The following is a 19,906-nucleotide window of genomic DNA, read 5'->3' as shown; positions in this document are numbered from 1 at the left end:
GAGGCGAATAATAAATGCATCAAACAGAAATTTATCAACTGATTTCAATTCTTTTTCAATACCCGGATGAGGAATTGCTTACCACCCTACCGGAATTGCAAGTTGAAGTGGACAACTTCCAAGATGCCAAGATTCAGGCTCCTCTATCACAATTTTTGCATGTGTTAGCTGAGACTCCAGAAGATCAATTAATTGAACATTATATTGAACACTTTGATTTTGGCAGAACAACGAATCTGTATGTCACTTACTTCAATTCCGGTGAAGCAAGGGAACGGGGAATTGAACTATTAAAGCTAAAAGAATTTTATAAAGAACACGGTTTCGCTATAACGGACAATGAATTACCGGATTACTTACCGCTTATGCTTGAGTTTTGCGGCAATGTTCCGATCCATGTCAGCAACGATCTTTTACAAAATCATTATGGATCAATTCTAGAAATACGAAATAAATTACACGAGAATCAAAGTTTTTATGCCCAGCTTCTTGATGCACTCGTTGCATTAATGGATAGAAACGGAATCTAGCTTGGAAACGGCAAAAATCAATCTTTAAAGGAGGGGGTTCATCGTGAGCAGACTCGATATATTCCTTTGGGCTATATTGCCTTATATCGTTCTGACCATCTTTATCGGTGGTCTCATATATCGTTACCAAAAAGATCAGTTTGGCTGGACAACAAAATCGAGTGAAATTTTAGAGAAGAAAAGATTACGCGTTGGTTCCCTCATGTTCCATTGGGGTCTTATTTTCGTTTTTGGTGGACATGTCGCAGGAATTCTAGTGCCGATTCAATTTTACGAAGCACTTGGTATCCCGGAACATATATACCATAAGATAGCCATTATTTTAGGGATGCCTGCAGGGATTGTTGCCTTCATCGGGATTCTCTTATTGCTACATAGGAGAATTAGTGTCAAACGAATTTTCAAAACGACAACAACCGGTGATTGGGTTGCACTATTGGTTGTCATCTTGTGCCTTGCAACAGGTTTAACTGCAACTTCTTTAAATGTTGACGGACACGGATTTGATTATCGAACAACAATTGCACCATGGTTTCGTGGAATCTTTACCTTTCACTTTCAACCGGAATTAATGGCGGGAATTCCAATCTGGTTTAAGATTCATATTTTATCTACCTTTGTCCTGTATACCGTTTGGCCATTTACAAGATTGGTTCATGCATTTAGCTTCCCGCTCCGTTATTTAACAAGAAATTATGTCATTTACAAAAGGCGTGTCAGAGAAATTTAAAGATTAGGGTGCCCTATGGAAACATATGGCTCCCTTTTTATCTTTGGACCTGACAGATAAGGAGGAATATTTCCCATGATTATGCAAAAGGACCTCAACCAAATTTCATCTATCATTGAAGCTGTAAAAAAGCAACTGACAAATGGCGACATACGTACTGCTAAAGAATGGATTGCCCAATTAGAAGCCCTAAGTCAAAACACCCTTGATGTCAACTTGCAATTCCAAGCCTATGTAACAATCGCAAAATATTACCGGCGCATCCGTAACTACGACGAGTCAGCCGGCCGTTTCCGAAAAGCGTTGAACATGGTTAGCGCTATCGACCAGAAGGAACTGGCAAAGGTGATCATTGATGCTCACCTAGTTTATATCACCCTTGAAACGGAATATAATCAATTGAAAAAAGCACGGACGACCGTAGCAAAACTGTTGGATTGGCTTGATAAAAATCGGCCGGATGACCACCTAGCCTATGGACTTACTTACCGTAGCCTCGGGAATATTTTTTTTGCTGATGATGATATTCAAGGCGGTATCAAACAAATGGAAAAGGCACTGGCTTATTTTTATAAAATTTATCCGGTCACCCACCCGGTCACCCTTGATGTAATCAACATCATCTCGAATGCTTATATAAAAATAGAGAATTTTGAAAATGCTCGTCTCCCCTACGAAAAACTTTTGCAAGAATATCAAAAGAGGAATGACCAAGCTGAAGTTGCCAGCACATTATTAAAGATTGGAGAAATTTATTATTATACAAACCTGAAACAAGCCCGTTCGTCAATCATGAAGGCGCTCAAAATATTTGAAGAAACGTTTGAAGCGGGGCATGAAGATATAATCAAGGCGCTTATGATGCTTGGTGAAATTGATGAAAATATAGGTAATTACCCACGAGCAGTCAACTACTATCAAAAAGCACTTGGACAAATTTTAACAAGTAGACAAAATACAGATGCCATCGTGGTTTACACGTATGCAAAAATCGGGATGATCTTGATCAAAATGGATAAATTAGCTGAGGCAAAGTCTTATTTAGAAGAAGGATTGGCGCTTTCGGAAAACTTTCCGAATATCCGGTTGCAGTTCCTTTACGGCTTAGGGAAAATTTACTCTTTTGAAAAAAATTATGATGCCGCCTTTGTGATCTTCCGGGAATTTTTACAGCGTCTGGAAGCTAGTGGGCACAAATATTGTAAAAGTTATGCAAACACGTTGCAGGCCATCGCCTTTAACGACCTTGAACAACAAAAACTGAACGAAGCCTTAAAACACTATTGTGAGGCTTTGTCCATTTATGAAAAACTCGTATCTACAAGCTGCCGGGAAGAAAAAGGGTTAGCATATATCCGTCTTGGCTATTGTTATGAACATATTGAGGAAAAGGACTTAAAGAAAGCAGAACAATCCTATGAAAAAGGCTTTCGGATTCTTGATAAAGTAAATGACACCGGGCTTTTAGAAGAAGCGCTCGCCGCCATGATTGACTTCTATAACCGTACGAATCAACCGAAAAAGAGGAAGATTTATAAGGATAAGCTGGTAAAATTACAAACTCGAGAATAGTTTAATTGTTGATTGAATTTTTTTATTTTAATGACTATACTTTATAATATACTTGTTTTTTAATGATAAAAGAAATCATATCATACGTTAAAGTGAAGGTGGAAAAATTTGAGAAATTATATTTTTGATTTTGACGGTACACTGGCTGATTCTAAGAAATGCAGTGTACTTGCTACACAAGAGGCTTTTAAAGAATTTGGTTTGGATGTTCCAAGCTCAGAACAAATTGAACATTTTATGGGAATTCCTATTGAGGTATCATTTAAGGAAATGACAGATTACAAATTTACAGAAGAATCATTCGAATCGCTACTCCAAATTTTCCGAGAAAAATATAAAGCCTTTGAAAATGATACACTTACGGTTTTCCCAAATGTTCCTGAAGTGCTAAATAACTTAAAATCAAAAGGGAAACAATTGTTTGTTGTTTCTAGTAAAAAAACAAATGTTTTATTACGAAACTTAGAAACTCTAAAAATTAATACATACTTTAAAGACATCATCGGATCCGATAATGTAACAAATTATAAACCGCATCCTGAAGGCATTTTAAAACTGGTTAAATTGCATCATTTAAAAAAAGAAGAAACAGTTATGATTGGTGATGCAATATTTGATTTGCAGATGGCCCATGCAGCCGGTGTTGCCTCTTGCGGTGTTACATGGGGAAGTCACAAAAAAGAAAAATTAGTTAAAGAACAACCAAAATTTCTAATTCATGAGGTAAAACAACTATTGGTACTTGAAGAATGTATGTTGAATGAGTATAGCAAGTAGTTTTTGACTCGTTAAGCGATTTTTTCCACAATTGGTACCGACATTAGCATATACACATGGGATCCTTTTCAGATGTTCTTATAAAGAAAACTCGGCGAAAGCAGAGCCGTAGTTCACCGAAAAAATATAAAATTTTTTCGGCTGCGATGTATTCCAGTGAAGCTTTCCTTATGCACTTATACTTAATTCTTAAAATTTCCAACTACGTCGAATTCGCTTCTTTGCTGGAAATTTATACTTTCTTAACGTATAAAAAAGACGAGTAATATGATAGTTTTTTCTAACCATTTACTCGTCTATGTTTTCCTTTCATTTAATTTTCAATTTAACTCATCCTTCAATTCCAAAACCTCAGATTCCGTTAACTCTGTAATCTTAACGATAAAATTAATGTCTGCACCTTCCATTAACATCTTTTTTGCAATTTCCCGTTTGCCTTCTTTTATGCCTTCTCTTATGCCTTCCTCTTTTCCTTCTCTTCTTCCTTCTCTTCTTCCTTCTCTTCTTCCTTCCTCTTTTCCTTCTCTCATTGCTTCCCCACGAATGGAATTTATATCCTTTAATGCTTTTTCACGGGCTTCCGCTAACATCCGGGCTTCCCTGTCCATACTTACTGTGCGCAACATATCTACCGCATTTTCTATTATCGGGTCTTGATTTGCCATCTCTTCCCACCTCGCATCATCTTCATTTGTTAAAAAGCGTATCCATTTTGCCATTCGGTCATTCGTATGAATCAGATTTTCCTTATCTTGCTTGACAAACTTCGGCATTTCAATAAAATGAAGTTGCAGTAAATCCGGATACGGCTCAAACGTCCGCTTTTCCATTAACCGGTAACAGCTATGATACATATCCGTCGTAAAGTAAGAAAAATCAAGAAAATTAATCGTTACCACTTTTTTTAAGTCACGATATTCATTCCCTTTATCCAATTGTTCCTCGAATAATTTTGCTCCGTAGTACAACGTCCTTTTGTCGATATTTCTTTGATTTACTCTTTGCATTTCAAGATTGACATGGCCAAAACCGGCTACCTTTGCCCGAATATCCAAAATCGCATACTGATCTGTTACGTTTGTTTGAAACGTTAATGGATTAGTAATTTCTACGGTTCCTAAACTCAGGCCTTTTGGTACATTGAAAACATCATTCAATAATGCCAATAGCAACTTATTTGATTGTTTCGTGCCCCGACCAAAAATGAATTTAAAAACAAAATCATTTTTTGGTTTGAGCCAAAAAATTGGAAGTTTATAAACCATACGTAACTTAACTCGTTCCTTTCATTATTTATTATACAAAATTTTGGCTTCAATGAATATAGCGGAATTTTCGGTCACTTTGAAAAAAATTAGGATGCTTAGTACAGTAAAAAAACGATGAAGGAAGGAAAATCTTTGGGGAATTTTATGTTTATCTTAATTTTTATTCGACAAAAAGACAAAAAATCCTTCAATTTTTTTAAATAATTTTTTGGACACTTTACAAGTTTAGGCCTTTTTATTTCAAAATAATAATCCTTGCTCATACTTAAGAAAAGCGCAAGTCAAAGGAGCTAGACAATAAAACTAATCCACAGTGTTTAACCTGAATTTTTATACTTTCTTATTTTTTAAAAAATGGACATCCAGAAAATTTGGATGTCCCATTGCCTGTAAATTATATTTTTCAACCTGTTCGACTGTCGATATTCGGGTTATAAAATTATGCCTGTTTAATTTAATATTTTTACTACTTCATTTTTCAACTGTGCTGCATCCAATTCAACCGGAAATTGGAATTCTTTATCGTTGATGAATACAGTTGGAACCATCTTTACATTCCGTTTAATAGCTTCTGCCGTTATTTTTAAGCTTGTTTCGATATTATCGGGCTCTTCCTTGAGTCCATATTGTTCAGTGAGCATTTTTTTAATAGAGTTGCTATCGGCTTCGCTCCAGTTGCTTTGATTTGCAAATAACTCTTTCATTAACTCATATACGCGGACTGGATCTTTATAGTCAAGGAAGGCATTTGCCAATGTGCCATAAATCAGCATTTCCCGCGGTTTATCATAATGTTTAATCACATATTGAACTTGCCCGTTATCAATATAAGGTGTCAATATTTCATCTGCTGCTTGGAAAAACGTTGCGCAATACGGGCAAGCGAGATTCAAAAATACCTCTACTTTGACCGGTGCATCGACATTACCATAACATAAAAATGTGTTTTCTATTTCTTTTGTCATTGAAATCCCTCCCAATTACTGAATATTATCTGGAATTATTGCGTCATCAATTTGGACGGCTTCTTGTACACTGATTTCACTTTCTAAAAGTCCAGCTTTGTAGAACGTATCTGCCAATTGTTGTTGACTTAAAGTGATGGTGTCATCAATTTTCTGTACACCAAATGACCGGCGTTCATTCGCTTGTTGTATAGGCTCGACATCTAGGCCTAATTCTTTTGCAAGTATTTTAGATATTTCTTCTTTATTTTCGTTTGCCCATTGATCAGCATTTTGCAATTCTTCAAGAATAATAGAGACTACATCTGTTTTTTCAGATAAAAGCTCTTCGGTAGCAAAATAGAATGTGCGGTTTTCAGTTAAGTCAGACCCATTCACAATCGTCCGTGTTTCCACTGTGTTTTCTACAATTGCCAAATATGGATCCCAAGTTCCGTATACATCAAATTCACCTTTTGTAAACGCAGCTAGTCCTTCTGCGGCATCTTTATAAAACTTAATATCGACTTCATCTTGGGAAATACCTGCTTGTTCTAAAGCAACCAATAATAAGTAGTGTTGGTTTCCGCCTTTCGTGACACCAATCGTTTTTCCTTTAAAGTCTTCTACAGATTTTATATCAGAATCAGCTTTAACGACTAAGGCAACACCTTCTGGATAAGGTGACTCAGATGCAACATAGTGCAATGGATGTCCGCCTGCTTGCATGAATACTGCATTTCCATCGGAGGCATGACCAAAATCAATATTATTCGTATTTAATGCCTCTAACAAAACAGTTCCGGTAGGGAAGACCTTCCATTCGACTTGATAACCGGCCTCGCTTAAAGCTTCGTCCAAGTTCCCGTGTTCTTTTAAAATATTTAATGTGTTTCCTTTTTGATAACCTATGGTGATAACTTCTTTTTCACTACCATTATTACTTTCACCGCTTGTACTTTCACTTTCTTTTGAAGCAGAATCATTGCCACATGCCACTAGAATAGTAGCAAATAAAGCTAGTAGTATGGTTAAAAAGGTTTTCTTCATCTGTTTACACCCCTAGTATTTGATTTAATATTTTTTGTTCGTAATATGTAAATTTGTCATCCCGTTCCCGCGGGCGTGGTAAGTTGATTTTTTCATCTAATTGAATTGTCCCTTTATCGATAACAATGACTCTGTCTGCCAACCGAACCGCTTCTGTTACATCATGGGTAACAAGAAGGGAGGTGAATTGTTGCTCGTGCCACAGGTTTTCTATCAAATTTTGCATTTCAATCCGCGTCAAAGCATCAAGGGCTCCAAGCGGTTCATCAAACAATAAAATATCCGGATTACTTGCCAGTGCACGGGCGAGTGCAACCCGTTGTTTTTGCCCGCCAGATAATTGGTCCGGCCAGTCACGCTGTTTATCAATTAACCCAACTTTTTCTAACGATTCTTTCGCAACTGTTTGATTAACAGCACCAAGTTCAATGTTTTTTAAAATGTTTTTCCAAGGTATGAGTCGGTCATCTTGGAACATAATTCGGATTTTCGGTTCTTTTTCTTGCTTTTTTGAAAACGATAAGCTCCCTTTAGAAATCTCCTCCAATTTAGCGATAATCCGGAGCAATGTACTTTTCCCACAACCGCTTCGTCCGACAATCGCTGTAAAGCTACCACTTTCAATTGATAAATTAATATCTTTCAATACTTCATTATCACCGAAGCTTTTACCCACATCTTTCAGTGTAATAGTGAACATTCTTTCACCCCCTTAGTCTATTAAAAGGTTGCTTATTTTCTGTAAGCAGGATTCCATTTTAGTAGTTGATGTTCAAAGAGTTTTGCAATCACATCAGATAATTTTCCCAATATAGCATAAACAACAATGGTTAAAACGACGATATCCATTTGCATAAACTCGCGAGCATTTGTGGCCAAATACCCGATTCCGGCATCTGTACCAATCGTTTCTGCCACAATCAAGGAAGTCCACATGACGCCAAGTGCATAACGGACTCCGACGAGTATCGATGCCAATGCTCCAGGTAAAATAATGTTTGAAAATAATTTCCACTTTGTTAGTCCGTATATCGAACCCATTTCAATCAATTTTCGATCAACATTTTTTATCCCGTTAAAAGTATTTATGTAGATTGGGAACATTACCCCAAGAGCAACTAAAAATACTTTTGCACTTTCACCAATCCCAAACCATAAAATCACAAGAGGAATTAATGCCAAGTGAGGAATGGTTCGTATCATTTGAACAGTTGTATCGGTTGTTTTTTCAAAAAATAGTACCGTTCCATTTAATAACCCAAGGATAAATCCAATTAAACCGCCGATGATAAAACCGGTTAAAGCCCGCTGCGTACTAATGAGAATATGTTGTTGTAATTCGCCCGACTCCCATAGTCGAATAGATGCATCGATAACTTCCAATGGAGTTGGAAGAATAGATGATGCAATAATTTTATATTGGCCAAGTACCTGCCAGAGAATAATCACCACAACAGGAAGAACCCACGGAACTGCTTGATTGTTATACCACCTATTTTTCTTATTCACACGATCACCTCCTAAGATCTAAATAGTATTGATGCTATTGTAATAGTGCCTTTAATTATATAAATTCCGATTGGTTTTGTAAAGATTAATATTTTGAGATATTAAATAAATTCGTAGTTAAGGAATTGGTAGAAGAATTGAATAGAATATAACTTTTCAGATTTATGTTTAAAATTCTAAAACAACCCATAAACACTTTCTCATGCATCCGCTCACCTCCAAAGGGGCAGGTCCCTTGTCCCATTTTTAGTCGATGTTGTTAAGGTAGGCTGCGGGACCTGTCTATCTATTCGTCTTCCCCGGCATCCATGTCGAGGATAAAGTTTCTTGGAATATCCCGTTCCATTCGGGGTTTTTGTTTTGCGCTCTTGTCCAGTCGTTCTCGATATTCCTTTTGTGCGGCACGAACCTCATTGATGGTTTGATAGCCTTTATCAAACCACCGGCGAAGAATTCCTTCCACGTAACTCCAATTTTTATTCCCGCTTTCGACAGCTATTTTCATCGCTTCTAAAACAAGTTCTTGGGACAAATCCTCACACCACGCTTGTATTTTTTCAAAAAGATACCCACTGATGGTTCCAAACCCGTTTTGTTCGAAAAATGTAAATGGGTTTTGTTCTTCTGCGCGCGCATGCGTAACTATTACTACGCTTTTTTTCTCTGGGGTAGTCTCTGAAGTAGTCTCTGGTATTGCTTTGGTTATGTTTGTTCGTGCTAGTGCCAAGCTTGCACCCACGTACTGACCAGCTTGCTCACCCGATGTGGTCAAGTTGGAATTATTTTGGTCGTTGTGTTTAGTCAATTTGGTCACCGTTTGGTCAGTGTGATTGGTTAAATTGGTGCCAGTTTGATTTGTCGGATTGCCTAAGTTAGCACCATTTTGGTTCGTGGGCTTGCTTAAGTTGGTATCTGATTGGTTTGTCCGTTTGCTTAAGTTGGTATCCGATTGGTTCGTCGGTTTGCTTACATTTGCATTCGTTTGTTCATCCTTGCCTATATTAGGTTTGTTTTGACCCGTCAGATTGTTCTGCGTTTGGTGGCTCGATGCCTTGCCTAAATTTATTCCTTTTTGACTGTTCGAAGCGTCTGTGTGTGTGCCGTTATGCTGCTCGGTTGGGTCGCTTGTGTCAGTCCGCTTGCTGCAAAGGTCGGAAAGTTGCGCATCCTCATCCATCAGCGACTCCAAATACTCGTAATTAATCCGATACCATTTGGTTTTGTCCATCTTAAAACGATTATAATTTCCGGAAACGATTAAGCCTTCCCTTTCAAGCTTCCCAATAATTCTCCGGATTGTACTCGTGGACCAAAATGGAAACTGCCTGTGCCAATCCTCGTATGTGTTATACACCCATTGATACCCATCATATGTATGCTTGCTATCTGCCAGCCAGTAGTGAAGTTGTTGGATAAACAGCGCCTGATTCAGTCCAATCTTTTTCGCTAATGTCGGTAGAACTAAAATTGGACTTTCATTGATTAATAGCTTGCTCATTTTCGACTCCCCCTTGTAATTATCCTTTTATTAGTGTTATAGATTCCCTTTTGCAAAATGAACATAAGATTGTCAAAAATTTTTAATGGGGAGGGAACAGCTCCATTGACTCATTTTAGAATATCCCGGAAAAAATAAACGGCGCCTACCCCTCAACACATAAAAATATTAACGTGTTCGGGGACAGGCACCGAAAAAATATAATGAAGGAAATTTAAATCGAAATAGTTTTTAATAAGGGGGATCCTTCAACGGTTCCTTTCTCTTTATTAGAAACCTTGTAAGCCATCCCCTCCAATATCTTTTATTAATTATTATGATGTTCATTCAACTTGTGTGAGTAAGTTTTTATTATCTTGCTCTTTTATAGGAATAAACTTAAATGTTAATGCTAGTATCAATGCACCGATTGAGCAAACGATTCCTGACATCCAAAAAACTCCAACTAATCCGATATAATTTACTAAAAGACCACATATAAATGTCCCAATTGGAACAACGCCTCCCATTATTGACATCAATGTACCAAAAGCTCTTCCCCTCTGGTGGTCCGGGATAATATGTTGAATTAAAGTCATTGTATATGCATTTGCCAGACCTGAACCAATTCCGTATAAAAAGAGTATAAAAACATTGACGATAAGAATTGGGAATACCGGGAAAAGAACGATTGTACTTTGAAATAAAAAAGCAAGAATTTGTCCACGCTTAATATTGATAAATTTTGAAAACCATCCAGATGCGAAAGCCCCTAAAAACGTCCCTATACCTAACCCCAACTCAAGCAAACTATAACCTTCAGGACCAGATTGGAGGATCTTTTGTGACCAACCGGGCGTTAAATAAATAAATGTTACAAAGAAAATATTCGTAAAAAAAACACCTGGTATCATAAATAATAGTATTTTTGAACTTTTGATCACACGAAAACCCTCAACTACATCATTAATGAACTGTTTAACAGCAAATAATTTCTTTTCTTTTTTACGGTTTTTAGGTTGGACTGTCTTATTTACAGATTCCTTTGGCAAAACGAAGCGTAATAGAAATAAATTAAAAGCAGAAAACAAAAAGGTGATTGTGTTAAAAATAAAAAAAAGATAAATATTTACTTTACTTAATAAAAAGGCACCTATCGTACTTGCTATAATAGTAGAAATTTGGGTTCCGGTAGCAAATAAACTATTGCCAAGAACCAATTTTTCTTCAGGTAAAGTCGAGGGCATAAAAGCCCTTGAAGTTGGAAAAAATATGTTATTACAAATATTCAGAAGAGAGAACATTACAGCTATAAATAAAATAGAAAACTCTATAACATATGTGTAAGTGGTAATCATTAGTAGAATTAAGGCAGAGCAAATATCTGTTATAATCATAATTTTTCTTCGATTATATCGATCGGCAAACACTCCAAATATAAACATAAATAATTGTGGAATTGTAATCGCTAGTCCAAGCCAAGCTGTATAAGATGGTTCTTGTGTTTTTTCTTGTACAAACCAAAATATCGATAAATAGAACATTTTCGTACCGATTTCAGAAATTATAAAACCTGTATAAAACCGCATAAAGGCTTTATTTGCCAAAATTCCCATAATGCTCATTTCTCCTTTAAAGAAAACTTGGCGATTGCCGAGCCTTTAGGCGAAAGCAGAGCCGTAGTTGCACTTATACTTAATTCTTAAAATTTCCAACTACGTCGAATTCGCTTCTTTGCTGGAAATTTATACTTTCTTAACGTATAAAAAAGAGTGGTCCGGATTAGACTACTCTCCTTTCCAAAAAAATTAACAAATGCAATTTGCGTTTTGCCCAACAACTTTATTTAAAAATATTATATTTTTTCCAACAATATCCGTCAATAGGAAATTAAAATAATTAACTATTTTTTCAAAAGTTTAGGTATCATTTAAATTTAATAATTTCATATTAAAAACGGCCCAATTATTATACGCCCTGTTGCATTTGATAAAAAGTGGGTATTCGCATTTTTGAGTGGAAACCACCTTCATTTGATGACTTACAAGGGTAGTAGTTTCTATTTGGCTTGTCAAGGAAAGCACTTGACAAACCAAATAGAAACTACTAGGTGGTCTGTAAGTCAAATGAAGGAGTTACTGTGATAACTCAGTTACCTTTAAATCCAATCCACCTGCAATAAGATAGATCATCGTTATTAAGTTTTTGGTTGAGCGGTATCCTCTTGCTTGTCGTTTTGCCGTTTGAATTAATCCGTTTGTTGCTTCGAGGATTCCATTATTGATACGGCTTTTAAACCATTGAAGGATGCCGTCACGATGCTTGTGTATGCTTTTGGCTACTTTAACCATATCAGGAATCTGGGAACGTCTTGCCCAAGAAAGCCATTCGTCCAAATAAGCTTCTGCTTCAGAGATATCCTTCTCCCAAAAAGCGTTGAAATGCGACTTTCAGCTGATATGCTTTCGCTGTCTTTAAGTCTTGATCTTTTAATTTTAACAATGTTTCTTTTTGTTTAGGATTTAAATTGCTTTCATTTTTTATCCATGAATAGCGGCTGTTTTTTAACTCAGGATTGCTTCTTTGCTCTTTACGCCGTGTCTCGTCTAGTGCTTCATTAATCATTTTCATAACATGAAATTTATCGAAAGTCAGTGAAGCATTTGGAAATTGTTCTTCAACACCTTTAATAAAAGCTGGAGACATATCAATACTGAATTCTTTTATGTTATCCGGGTGACCGCCATGAACCATTAAATCCTGTTTAAAACCTTTTAAAGTATGTTGATCTTTGCCTTCTGTAACAGAAATAACTTTACGTTTTTCAAGATCCATGAAAATAGAGACATACTCGTGGCCTTTTCTTCTTGATGTTTCATCAAAACCAACATGTTGTACAGAAGAAAAATCTTCTCTTTCACGAGCTTCTTCCACATAGTGATGTAGTATTGGCCAAAGGGTTGTATCATGTTCATTTATCAGGTTAGCTACCTTTTTAACAGGCATGGCTTTCATTAAAAGGATGACAAATGCTTCAAAGTAAACTGAAAAGCCTGAGCGTTCACGTGTCCAATTAGGTCTTATTGTTTTAGGTGATCCATTACATTGTGAACAGTAGGTACGAGGTAATCTACCGTGAATATAGGTTTCAAATTGAAAGAAGTTTAAATGCCTCCATATCCGTTCACGTCCGTGATCGTAAATAGGAGCCTGATTCCCGCAGGTAGGACACTCAAATGTACTTCCTTTTACCGTAGAGATGAATATGTTTAATTTTTTTTCATCAGGATTAAATTCAACATAATCTACTTTCCATCCAGAACCGAGATTTAGTGCCATTTGTAATAATTCATTCTCTGTCATTTTCAAACTACCACCTTGTCAATTTTATTGGTAGTATTATTGTTGACAGTTTTTTTCCATACTAAACTGCGATGAACCTAAAAAGTCGTATTTTTGGACAGAGAAATGGCAAACAAAGAATGAAAAAAGCAATGGACGACACAGAAAATGGAAGATATCAGTTCTTGACTCGTTAAGCGTTTATCCAAACGTCTTGTGGATTAATCGTTTTTTCCATGTCGCAAATAACATACGGGACAAAAAGCACATTGATTAACATATGGAGAGGACACGCCTACCTTTCAAGATCTATGAAATATAATGTTAAACTTTCACAGTTGGTAATAAATTAGAAGCTGTCCACGATATGCAGGAAAAATTTTTTTGTATAAAAGAAAACCCTACGCTAGGCGTAGGGTTCAGGAAAGCTTTCAGCGAGGTATGCCCTCTTGGTGTTAAAATAAATTTTGGTTCGCCAACCAAATTTAAGCACCAAGGAGGGACCATTTATGTCTTCCGACTTAAATAGTTTAGCACATACGAAATGGAATTGTAAGTATCATATAGTTTTTGCACCAAAATATAGAAGGCAGATAATATATGGGAAAATTAAACAGGATATAGGTCAAATCTTAAGGCAACTATGTGAAACAAAAGGTGTTGAAATAATCGAGGCAACAGCTTGTAAAGATCATATCCATATGTTGGTAAGTATACCACCAAAAATAAGTGTGTCATCATTTGTTGGGTATCTAAAAGGAAAAAGTAGCTTAATGATATTTGATAGGCATGCAAACTTAAAATATAGGTATGGGAATATGAAATTTTGGTGTAGAGGATTTTATGTGGATACAGTAGGTAGAAACAAGAAGGTAATAGAAGAATATATACGAAATCAAATACAAGATGATATAGTTGCGGATCAATTAAGTATGGAGGAATTTATTGATCCGATCACTGGTGAAGAGAGAAAGAAGAAGAACAAGAGGAGATAGAAGAAACCCTTTAAGGGTTAGTTGTGGGAGTAGTGCGGTTGGCGAACCGTCAGTGCCTTTTTAGGGCTGGCCAGTAACGAAGGCTTTCAGCCGCAGAACAAACCATCCGTTCTCACGGGTGGTTTTGATTGAATCAAAAGACGGAAATACGTTTACCATCCTATATATATCTAAGAAATTCTGAATATGGAACCACTTTCACACTGTTTTGGGCTCTATATTCCTTTGGCAAACAATCAAAAACAATGAATAATATTTTACTGTACTCATCACCTATTAGATTTTGAATTTGACTCACTTGCAATGTTCCACAAATTCTCTCCAAGAGACTTCCGAATCCATAAGGTGGGATTCTATACCAAAAGTTTTCAAACTCCTTAATAATAATCTCGGCTGTTTCTTTTTTTCTTACTAATCGTTCAATATCTTCTTTAATCACTCTTTCATTGATTATATATTTTCCGTCATTTATTAAAGCTTCTACCCTTTTATCCCATAAGATTAAAAGATGATTCTCAAAATCGTCAATAAATTCTTCCTTGCTTATAACAGAATACCAAGTCTTATTATATATTTTGTTTACAAATAAAAGAAAATTCAGTTCAATAGGTGCTATAATTGTAGGAAAATAGTCCCCTTTTTTCACTTTTTTCATAATTCACTATCATCTCCTTGTTTAATATGATACAATTATATTGTAATAAAATTCAACTATTAAGGGGGATGCCAAATTTGAAAAGATTTTCTCTATTATTATTAGTCTTTTTATTTATTCCTTTAACAGCATTTGCAAACACAGACGAAAATAATTCTGATTCATCTAATTCATATGATATCTCAGTTGAATTTCCACTTCAAGTTAAAGTGGGAAAAGAAGAATCGGAAAAATCATTAGAAGAACCGACAATTCAACCGCTACAAACTTTTTATGGAAATGGTGGAACATCTGGACTTGATTGGGGAGCAGCAGGACGAACAATTACATGGAGAATAAAGCCAGCAACATTAGAACCATGGGTTTTTACAGGAAAATTAACCATCTATTATAACGATCGTTATTGGAGATCTTATGACTTATCCGGTGGAGGAGCTCTCGGATCTACATTATCGGACACCATCGAATTACCATATATGTATGCAGGTGAATATGAATTCCATTTATCAGGAACAGCTGTTGCTCCTTTGGGTAACATAGATTTTTATACAGTTGATGATGATGCCGTATTATATTTAAATAAAACATATAATAGTTAACTCAACTTTCGCACCTAAAAAATAAGCATTAATCATTGGTTTTATTGAAACCAGAGTTTATCAAATATATTCGTTGACAAATTTAAATAATCATGAAAAAACACCTCGTTCTTTGGTATAGTGTAATTGATGAAAAACACTACCATACAGAAGAGGTGTCCCCTATATGATAAACCAAAATAGCCAATTTAATCAACTACCAAAAGAACTTGACTCTGTTTTTTCTGAGCTTGAAATAAATAAGCATCTACGCCAAGCAGGAATTAAAAAATCGTTTGGCTTTAGCTGTTCTTACTTATTTCAACTTATTTTTTGTTTGATTTTTCAACATAGAAATTGGTTTTCCCTACTGGATTCAAAGAAAGCAGATCAATTTCCAGCTAAGGACGCTGTTTATCGTTTTTTAAACCAAGCAACGTTCAACTGGCGCCGCTTTTTATTACTATTGAGCACTTTTACCATTCGAAAAGTGGCAAGTCTTACGAATCGAACACGACCAAAAGTGTTCATTATTGATGATTCTTCCTATGATCGAAATCGCAGTAAAAAGGTCGAATTGCTCGCTCGTTGTTTTGATCATGCTTCACTTAAAATGCGCTTTTATAAAGGTTTTCGTATGCTTACTTTGGGTTGGTCAGATGGCCATACATTTATGCCAATTGACTTTTCTTTAGTCAGTTCGAGAAAGTCACAAATCAATGGTATTTCTGATCACATTGATAAACGCACATGTGGCTATAAACGTAGACAAAATGCACTTCAAACAGAGCCTGAACAGATTCCTGATATGATTAAGCGTGCATTAACGAGTGGAATCGAAGCCAGCTATGTTCTTATGGATTCTTGGTTTACCTTGCCACCACTTGTTAAAGCGATTGTCGATCAAGGATTAGATGTCATAGGGATGGTTAAAGAAACAAAACAACGCTATAACGTAAACGATAAAATGGTTTCACTAAAGCAACTTTATCGCTTAGCTGTACCTGTTCCATCCGGGAAAGGAGTTCTTCGTTCAATTCATACAACAATGGCTAACGGGACACCCGTTAAAGTGGTATTCATTCAAAATAGAAATAAGAAAAGTGAGTGGCTTGCCATCCTTAGTACCGATTGCACGCTCTCCGAACAAGAAATTGTGCGAATCTACGGAATGCGCTGGGATATCGAGGTTTTCTTTAAGACAACCAAATCCCTTTTAAAACTTGAAAAAGAGTTCCAAAGTCGTTCATATGATGCGCTTATTGCCCATACAACGATTGTATTTACACGTTTTATTGTACTCTCTTGGCAGAATCGTTGTCATACGGATGAACGAACAATTGGTGGTCTGTTTTATGAACTATGTGATGAAGTAAATGAACTTGATTGGGCTGTCGCATTGCAGCAGTTAATCGAGCTTCTTCAAGATGTAATAAAACAGACCAACAAGAAAATCAAAAAATTAATTCAAAGTCAACTAGAACAGTGGATATCCAACCTTCCTAGCTATATCAAGGCTTATTTGCCAATTTCAGTCTGCGAAAGTTGAGTAGTTAATTTATAATTATAAAAGAAAAATCACTAGTGTTGCATTAATTTAAATTAACTATTAAAAATACCCAAAATCTTCAATTTTATTATTTCAAACAAAGAAAAAGTCCTTTATAATGGAAATAGTTGGTGGTAATCCGTCCAAATCCATTAAAAAGGACAACGCTCATGGATAAGATTACACGAAAAAATTCATTTGGACAATGGTTTTCACCGATAAATCTGAGAGTTTTAGAAGAAAACGTGAAAACAATGAAATTAGATTTCTATACAAAAAAATTAACGACAGAGTCATTTCTTAAATTATTACTTTTTGCACAACTTAAGGAAGTTGAAAGTCTTCATGCATTGGGCGATTGCCTTTTCGATGACCAACTTCAAAAGGCAGTAAACCTTGATTCTATAAGTATTTCTCAGCTATCTCGCCGATTAAATGGCATGAATCCAGATCTGTTTCAGTCGCTTTTCCTTGATCTAGTCGGACAAATTCACGCTAAAACACACTACACAAAACGAATCATGCCGTTAAAAATTATTGATTCAAGCACATTACCACTCAATTTGACCAATCATAGGTGGGCAAAGTTCCGTAAAACAAAGGCGGGGGTAAAGTTACATTTACGCCTGGTATTTATGGAAAAAGGAACTTCTTACCCTGAAAAGGCCGTGATAACAACGGCAAACGAACACGATCGTGGTCAGCTTGAGATTATGGTGGACGACAAGGAATGCATGTATGTGTTTGACCGTGGTTATCTAGACTACGAAAGATTTGACCGTTTGACAGACGATGGTTACTTTTTTCTTTCAAGGCTACGAAAAAACGCAGTTGTACGGGAGGTTTATGATTTTAAACTACCCGAGGGTTCATCTGTTTTATCGGATCAAATGGTCTTGATTGGAACGACACAAAACCGAGCTGAAAACTACTTTCGCCTTCTAAAAGTAATGGATTCAAAAGGAAATGTACTCCATTTGATCACGAATCGTTTTGATTTGAGTGCCGAAGAAATTTCAGAGATGTATAAATCACGTTGGACTATCGAACTATTTTTTAAATGGATCAAACAACATCTCAATATCAAAAAATTTTACGGTCAAAGCGAATGGGCGATTCAAAATCAAGTGTTTATTGCACTGATTGTTTATTGCTTACATATCCTCGCACAAATCGAAACAAAAAGTAAGCGTAAAATCTTGCAAATTAGTCGTTATTTAAGGGCTGCATTGTGGAAACCAGCGCATATTTGGATTCGAAAAATCGAAGGAAAAACTGTCCCTTAATCATTAAAATGCCGTTGTTGCACAAGTCTTAATTGTATATAAATTCTGAATGGATAGAGCCACCTTTAGTTGGGTATTTACTTTTTTGGCCCTAAGTTGGGAAAATAATTAATCTGAAAATTATGACATTATTTATGCAACACTAGTGAAGAAAAATAGATAAACTAGATTTGGTTTTAAAAACTGAATCTAGTTTATTGCTTCTTCACTGTTTAAAACGAATGTCTGTACAAAGAAGATTTTCTCAGGGTACTCCTTTTTTACATTTATCCGGAATTATATTCATTGGAAGTGCAAAACGGCCCAATTATTATACGCCCTGTTGCATTTGATAAAAAGTCGTATTTTTGGACAGAGAAATGGCAAACAAAGAATGAAAAAAGCAATGGACGACACAGAAAATGGAAGATATCAGTTTTTGACTCGTTAAACGATTTATCCAAACGTCTTGTGGATTAATCGTTTTTTCCATGTCGCGACACTTTCATATTTTGTTTTAATGCTCGATAGCCCACGATTCCAGTTAGGAAAAAGAGGAGTGCGCTTATATTTAATAACATGACCGTTCCCATCATTTCACCTAAAAAACTTGCGATACTCATACCAATTAACATGGTCAAAGCCATTAAAGTATTATAAGCACCAAAGATTCTCCCCATATAGTTTTCAGGTACTTGTTCTTGCAATAATGTTTCCAACCGAACACTGGAAATGACGTCCGTAATACCTAGGAAAGCATTCATGATAAAAACAAAAAATAAAATGGGAATATTAAATTGTAAAAGAGCAAATCCGCCGCTTGCCAGTAAGCTACTAATAATAAGAGGAAAGGGGGCTACTTTTTTGTTTAACTTTAGCAACAAATAACCGCCAATCAATCCGCCAATTCCTTGAACTGACTCAATCCAGCCGAACTCAACGGATGTTTGACCCATTTCATTTATAACATACGGGACAAACAGCACATTAATCATTCCTTGAGCCAACCAAATGAAGGAAAACATCAAAAAAATTGTGGAATATAATTGATTTGTCCCAACTACTTTCAAGCCATTCCACCAATTTCCCCAAAACTCCAGCCATTTTTGTTTTAATGAAGTTTCTACACCTTTTTGTTGAGATGATTTAACTGCCACCAAAGATAATAACACTGAAGAGATCATATATGAAAAAATTTCTGTTGCAATGGCTATCTCTACCCCGGCAATGCCCAGTAAAGCGCCTCCAATTGATGGACCAATTATACGTATAATATTATCACTAACAACCGTAATAGAATTGGCCACCACCAATCTTTCCCGGCTAATTGTTGCCACTAATAATGAACGGTGGGCCGGAATGAATAGGGTTCCAACTAGATTTTGAATAAATGCAATAACTAAAAATGCCCATAATTGACCTGAAGGAACAAAAAATAAAAGCGCTAAAGCAACTGCGCGAACAACATCCACAATAACTAAAGTCCATTTTTTATTTCGTTTGTCAACGAATGTACCCGCGATAGAACCAAATAATAATCGGGGTAACATTTGAATAATAAACATGGAACCTGTGGCAATAGTTGATTTAGTAATATCAAAAATATATAGTGGCATGGCTATGAGAAAGATCCAATCGCCCAAGCCTGAAATCATTCGTGCCATC

19 protein-coding genes are annotated in these 19,906 nt (G+C 36.0%); 8 read left to right on the top strand and 11 right to left on the bottom strand.

The window, feature by feature from the left end; translation table 11 throughout:
• Nucleotides 1–14 precede the first annotated feature (14 nt).
• From narJ to NSQ14_RS01815, 4 genes are all read left to right on the top strand, one after another.
• Nucleotides 15–530, top strand: coding sequence for a nitrate reductase molybdenum cofactor assembly chaperone (narJ, locus tag NSQ14_RS01830; RefSeq protein WP_251241612.1), 516 nt, complete (start codon nt 15–17; stop codon nt 528–530).
• A gap of 40 nt (nt 531–570) precedes the next feature.
• Nucleotides 571–1,260 (top strand): respiratory nitrate reductase subunit gamma, encoded by a 690-nt coding sequence (narI, locus tag NSQ14_RS01825; RefSeq protein ID WP_251241651.1) that lies wholly within the window; start codon nt 571–573, stop codon nt 1,258–1,260.
• A 75-nt stretch (nt 1,261–1,335) separates the two neighbouring features.
• Nucleotides 1,336–2,832 (top strand): tetratricopeptide repeat protein, encoded by a 1,497-nt coding sequence (locus NSQ14_RS01820; RefSeq protein WP_251246110.1) that lies wholly within the window; start codon nt 1,336–1,338, stop codon nt 2,830–2,832.
• Between the two features lie 108 nt (nt 2,833–2,940).
• On the top strand, nt 2,941–3,609 hold the full coding sequence (locus tag NSQ14_RS01815; protein WP_251246111.1) for an HAD family hydrolase: 669 nt from the start codon (nt 2,941–2,943) through the stop codon (nt 3,607–3,609).
• 320 nt (nt 3,610–3,929) lie between these two features.
• Here the strand turns inward: NSQ14_RS01815 and NSQ14_RS01810 are convergent, their stop codons facing one another.
• From NSQ14_RS01810 to NSQ14_RS01770, 9 genes are all read right to left on the bottom strand, one after another.
• Entirely contained in the window at nt 3,930–4,874 is a 945-nt protein-coding gene (locus NSQ14_RS01810) for an Rpn family recombination-promoting nuclease/putative transposase (RefSeq protein WP_251246112.1), read from the bottom strand.
• A 452-nt stretch (nt 4,875–5,326) separates the two neighbouring features.
• Entirely contained in the window at nt 5,327–5,842 is a 516-nt protein-coding gene (locus NSQ14_RS01805) for a thioredoxin domain-containing protein (protein WP_251246113.1), read from the bottom strand.
• 15 nt (nt 5,843–5,857) lie between these two features.
• Entirely contained in the window at nt 5,858–6,871 is a 1,014-nt protein-coding gene (locus NSQ14_RS01800; protein WP_251246114.1) for an aliphatic sulfonate ABC transporter substrate-binding protein, read from the bottom strand.
• 4 nt (nt 6,872–6,875) lie between these two features.
• Nucleotides 6,876–7,571 carry an ABC transporter ATP-binding protein gene (locus tag NSQ14_RS01795; protein ID WP_251246115.1) on the bottom strand — a complete coding sequence of 232 codons (696 nt, stop codon included), beginning with the start codon at nt 7,569–7,571 and terminating at the stop codon, nt 6,876–6,878.
• Between the two features lie 32 nt (nt 7,572–7,603).
• Nucleotides 7,604–8,380 carry an ABC transporter permease subunit gene (locus tag NSQ14_RS01790; RefSeq protein ID WP_251246116.1) on the bottom strand — a complete coding sequence of 259 codons (777 nt, stop codon included), beginning with the start codon at nt 8,378–8,380 and terminating at the stop codon, nt 7,604–7,606.
• A gap of 286 nt (nt 8,381–8,666) precedes the next feature.
• Nucleotides 8,667–9,878 carry a DnaD domain-containing protein gene (locus tag NSQ14_RS01785; RefSeq protein WP_311315791.1) on the bottom strand — a complete coding sequence of 404 codons (1,212 nt, stop codon included), beginning with the start codon at nt 9,876–9,878 and terminating at the stop codon, nt 8,667–8,669.
• A 323-nt stretch (nt 9,879–10,201) separates the two neighbouring features.
• Nucleotides 10,202–11,473 carry an MFS transporter gene (locus NSQ14_RS01780; RefSeq protein ID WP_251246117.1) on the bottom strand — a complete coding sequence of 424 codons (1,272 nt, stop codon included), beginning with the start codon at nt 11,471–11,473 and terminating at the stop codon, nt 10,202–10,204.
• Nucleotides 11,474–11,992: 519 nt separating this feature from the next.
• Nucleotides 11,993–12,253, bottom strand: coding sequence for a transposase (locus NSQ14_RS01775; RefSeq protein ID WP_251241615.1), 261 nt, complete (start codon nt 12,251–12,253; stop codon nt 11,993–11,995).
• 13 nt (nt 12,254–12,266) lie between these two features.
• Nucleotides 12,267–13,220 carry an ISL3 family transposase gene (locus tag NSQ14_RS01770; RefSeq protein ID WP_251246118.1) on the bottom strand — a complete coding sequence of 318 codons (954 nt, stop codon included), beginning with the start codon at nt 13,218–13,220 and terminating at the stop codon, nt 12,267–12,269.
• Between the two features lie 488 nt (nt 13,221–13,708).
• Between NSQ14_RS01770 and tnpA the strand changes: the two genes are divergently transcribed.
• Nucleotides 13,709–14,194: an IS200/IS605 family transposase gene (tnpA, locus tag NSQ14_RS01765; RefSeq protein WP_251246119.1), complete on the top strand. Its 486-nt coding sequence runs from the start codon at nt 13,709–13,711 to the stop codon at nt 14,192–14,194.
• A 160-nt stretch (nt 14,195–14,354) separates the two neighbouring features.
• Here the strand turns inward: tnpA and NSQ14_RS01760 are convergent, their stop codons facing one another.
• Nucleotides 14,355–14,849: a hypothetical protein gene (locus tag NSQ14_RS01760; protein ID WP_251246120.1), complete on the bottom strand. Its 495-nt coding sequence runs from the start codon at nt 14,847–14,849 to the stop codon at nt 14,355–14,357.
• A gap of 77 nt (nt 14,850–14,926) precedes the next feature.
• Here NSQ14_RS01760 and NSQ14_RS01755 point away from each other — a divergent pair, with 77 nt between their 5' ends.
• The 3 genes from NSQ14_RS01755 to NSQ14_RS01745 all read left to right on the top strand — a co-directional run bounded on the left by NSQ14_RS01755 (nt 14,927) and on the right by NSQ14_RS01745 (nt 18,262).
• Nucleotides 14,927–15,448, top strand: coding sequence for a hypothetical protein (locus NSQ14_RS01755; RefSeq protein ID WP_251246121.1), 522 nt, complete (start codon nt 14,927–14,929; stop codon nt 15,446–15,448).
• 166 nt (nt 15,449–15,614) lie between these two features.
• On the top strand, nt 15,615–16,976 hold the full coding sequence (locus tag NSQ14_RS01750) for an IS4 family transposase (RefSeq protein ID WP_251246122.1): 1,362 nt from the start codon (nt 15,615–15,617) through the stop codon (nt 16,974–16,976).
• A gap of 170 nt (nt 16,977–17,146) precedes the next feature.
• The gene (locus tag NSQ14_RS01745) at nt 17,147–18,262 is read left to right on the top strand and encodes an IS4 family transposase (protein WP_227130542.1); all 1,116 of its coding nucleotides are present in this window, start codon (nt 17,147–17,149) and stop codon (nt 18,260–18,262) included.
• 455 nt (nt 18,263–18,717) lie between these two features.
• Here the strand turns inward: NSQ14_RS01745 and NSQ14_RS01740 are convergent, their stop codons facing one another.
• On the bottom strand, nt 18,718–19,905 hold the full coding sequence (locus tag NSQ14_RS01740; protein ID WP_326974027.1) for an MFS transporter: 1,188 nt from the start codon (nt 19,903–19,905) through the stop codon (nt 18,718–18,720).
• Nucleotide 19,906 lies beyond the last annotated feature (1 nt).

The organism is Caldifermentibacillus hisashii, assembly GCF_039654145.1.
In the GTDB taxonomy this organism is placed as follows: domain Bacteria; phylum Bacillota; class Bacilli; order Bacillales; family Caldibacillaceae; genus Caldifermentibacillus; species Caldifermentibacillus hisashii.
The sequence above is the reverse complement of the archived record's forward strand: the minus strand, read 5'-3'. Positions and strand labels throughout refer to the sequence as shown.